Genomic DNA, 527 nt, shown 5'->3' with positions numbered 1-527 from the left:
GCCACGGCCACGCGGGCGGCGGAGACGTCGCGGACCGCGGCGTCGGGGTCGCCGGGGTTCTCGGCGATCGCCAGCGCGCCGGCCCACAGCAGCGGGCGGGCCATCTCCAGCGCGATCGCCACCTCGGCGAGCTGGTGCTTGAGCGCCTGGTACTCGCCGATGAGTTTGCCGTACTGCTTGCGTTGCGTGGCGTAGTCGACGCTCATCGTGAGCATGGCCTGCCCGAGGCCCTGGAGCTGGGCCGCGGTGCCGAGGGCGCCGTGGTTGACGAGGTCGGTCGTGCTCACCGCGGCCGCGCGGGCACCCATGGTGGGGGTGGCCACCGTGCGGGCCCGGTCGACCGACCGACGGGTCTCGCCGGCGGAGGCGGTGAACACCTCGTCGTCGTCGACGACCCACAGGTACCCGGCGACGTGGGCGTCGGGGGCGAACGGGGAGACCCCGGGCGCGGCGACGGAAGCCAGCGCCCCGCCGGCGATCTCCCCGGCCACGTCCCCGGCGTCGGAGTCCCCGCCGAGGGCGGCGGC

At 76.3% G+C, this 527-nt stretch carries 1 protein-coding gene; it reads right to left on the bottom strand.

Annotated elements, in window-relative coordinates; translation table 11 throughout:
* On the bottom strand, positions 1-527 hold a 527-nt coding region (locus HMPREF3086_RS01250; RefSeq protein ID WP_256386753.1), incomplete at both ends, for an acyl-CoA dehydrogenase family protein.

The sequence above is a fragment of the Dietzia sp. HMSC21D01 genome (assembly GCF_001815995.1).
Lineage (GTDB): Bacteria > Actinomycetota > Actinomycetes > Mycobacteriales > Mycobacteriaceae > Dietzia > Dietzia cinnamea.
Note: the sequence above shows the minus strand (reverse complement) of the source record. Positions and strands in the feature narration are given on the sequence as shown.